The 2,129-nt window shown below is 69.2% G+C and carries 2 protein-coding genes; one reads left to right on the top strand and one right to left on the bottom strand.

What is annotated here, in order from left to right:
• Positions 1-21: 21 nt before the first annotated feature.
• The gene (locus tag AOK17_RS46950; protein WP_055618744.1) at positions 22-1,239 is read right to left on the bottom strand and encodes an acyl-CoA dehydrogenase family protein; all 1,218 of its coding nucleotides are present in this window, start codon (positions 1,237-1,239) and stop codon (positions 22-24) included.
• Between the two features lie 103 nt (positions 1,240-1,342).
• Between AOK17_RS46950 and fabG the strand changes: the two genes are divergently transcribed.
• Positions 1,343-2,089 carry a 3-oxoacyl-ACP reductase FabG gene (gene fabG / locus AOK17_RS46945; RefSeq protein WP_055618743.1) on the top strand — a complete coding sequence of 249 codons (747 nt, stop codon included), beginning with the start codon at positions 1,343-1,345 and terminating at the stop codon, positions 2,087-2,089.
• Positions 2,090-2,129 lie beyond the last annotated feature (40 nt).

Raw genomic sequence — 2,129 nt, 5'->3', positions numbered from 1 at the left:
GTAGGGGCGGCGGGGGCGAGATCAAGCCCTCGGCTCGCGCGGGAGCCCCAGTACCTTCTCCGCGAGGATGTTCCGCTGCACCTGGGACGTCCCCGCGTAGATCGTGCCGGAGCGGGCGATCAGGTAGGTCGTCGACCAGGACGCTGACGAGTTCGCGGCGCCGGGATCGTCGGCGCGATAGGTGCGCAGGGGCAGCCGCCCGACGGGAACCTGACCGTGCAGGCCCATGATGTCCATCGCCAGGTCGGTGACCTTGGTGTGGTACTCGCTCCAGTACAGCTTGGCGATAGACGTCTCGGGTCCGGGCTCGGCGCCCTTGAGCCACCCGGTGAGGATCCGGTAGCCGAGGAAGCGCATGATCTCGACCTTGGACCAGCACCAGGCGATCCGCTGCCGGATCACCGGGTCCTGGTCCCTCCCGTACAGACGGGCAAGTTCGACGAGACGCTCGACCTCCGCCCGGAAGAGGATCGGATTGGTCGCCGCCTCCTCCCCGCGCTCCACACCCAGCAGGCTCTGCGCGACCGTCCAGCCGTTGTCGACACCGCCCACGACGAGGTCGGCCCGGGTGCGGGCGCCGTTGAAGAAGACCTCGTTGAAGTGGAGCTGGCCGCTCATCATGCGGAACGGCCGGACCTCGACACCCGGTTGGTCGAGCGGCACGAGGAGGAACGAGATGCCGCGGTGCTTGGAAGCGTCCGGGTCGGTGCGGGCCAGGACGAAGATCCAGTCGCTGTGGTGGGCGCCGGAGGTCCACACCTTCTGCCCGTCGATCACCCACTCCTCACCGTCACGCACCGCGCGCGTCCTGAGCGAGGCGAGGTCCGAGCCCGCGTCCGGCTCCGAGTAGCCCTGGCACCAGGTGTCCTCACCGCTGAGGATGCGCGGCAGGAAGTGGCTCTTCTGCTCCTCCGTGCCCCAGCGCAGCAGCGTGTTCGCCAGCATCTTCACGCCGAAGGTGTCCTGCGGCAGGCCGAACGGCACGCCTGCCAGGGCCAGTTCCTCCATCAGGACGACCTGGTGGAGCTTGGACAGGCCGCGGCCACCGAACGCCTCGGGCCAGGTGAGCGAGAGATAGCCGTGCTCGGCGAGCCGTCGGCGCCAGTCGCGGGCGAAGGTCCATGCGGCCTCCTCGTCGAGGGCTCCGATGCCCTTCCAGTCGGCGGGCAGGGCGTCGGCGAGGAACGCTTTGACCTCGGTGCGGAACGCCTCGGTCTCCGGGGGATAGGTGATGTCCACCTGTAGTGCCTCCTGCGCTCGGCCGCCTCATCGCGGTATTGATTGTTTCAGTGTAATAGGTTATCTATTTAAGAGGAATAGCGACGAGCCAGGGCGGGCTGACATGGGACTGCTGGACGGCCGGAACGCCGTGATCACCGGCGGCGCACAGGGCATCGGCTTCGAGATCGCCGGAGTGCTCGGCGGCGCGGGCGCCTCCGTCGTCATTGGCGACATCAACGAGGTCGCCGCGGCCCAGGCCGCCGAACGCCTCGCCAAGGACGGCGTGGCCGCCACCTCGCTGCGCTGCGACGTCACCGACGAGGACGAGGTGGCCGCTCTCGTCGCCCATGGCACCGACGTCTTCGGCCCGGTCGGCGTCATGGTCAACAACGCCGGGATCACCCGTGACGCGACCCTGCGCAAGATGGCCCTCGCCGACTTCCGCGCTGTCGTCGACGTCCACCTCACCGGAGCCTGGAACGGCACCCGGTATGCCGCCGAGGCCATGCGCGCCCACGGACAGGGCGGCAGCATCGTCAACATCTCCTCCATCGCCGGCAAGGTCGGCAACTTCGGGCAGACCAACTACAGCGCGGCCAAGGCCGGACTCGTCGGTCTCACCAAGGCGTCCGCCAAGGAACTGGCCCGGTCCGCCATCCGGGTCAACGCCGTGCAGCCCGGTCTCATCCGCACCGCGATGACCGAGGCGATGCCCCAGGCCGCCTGGGACGCGAAGCTCGCCGAGATCCCCATGGCCCGCGCGGGCGAACCCGCCGAGGTCGCCCAGGTCGTCCTCTTCCTCGCCTCCGGCATGGCGAGCTACATCACCGGAGCCGTGGTCGAGGTGACCGGCGGCCGGTACATGTGACGGCGTTCCCCTGATGCCCCGTCCCGCTCGCTGCCCCGTC

It is taken from the genome of Streptomyces phaeochromogenes (assembly GCF_001418655.1).
Lineage (GTDB): Bacteria > Actinomycetota > Actinomycetes > Streptomycetales > Streptomycetaceae > Streptomyces > Streptomyces phaeochromogenes.
Note: the sequence above shows the minus strand (reverse complement) of the source record. Positions and strands in the feature narration are given on the sequence as shown.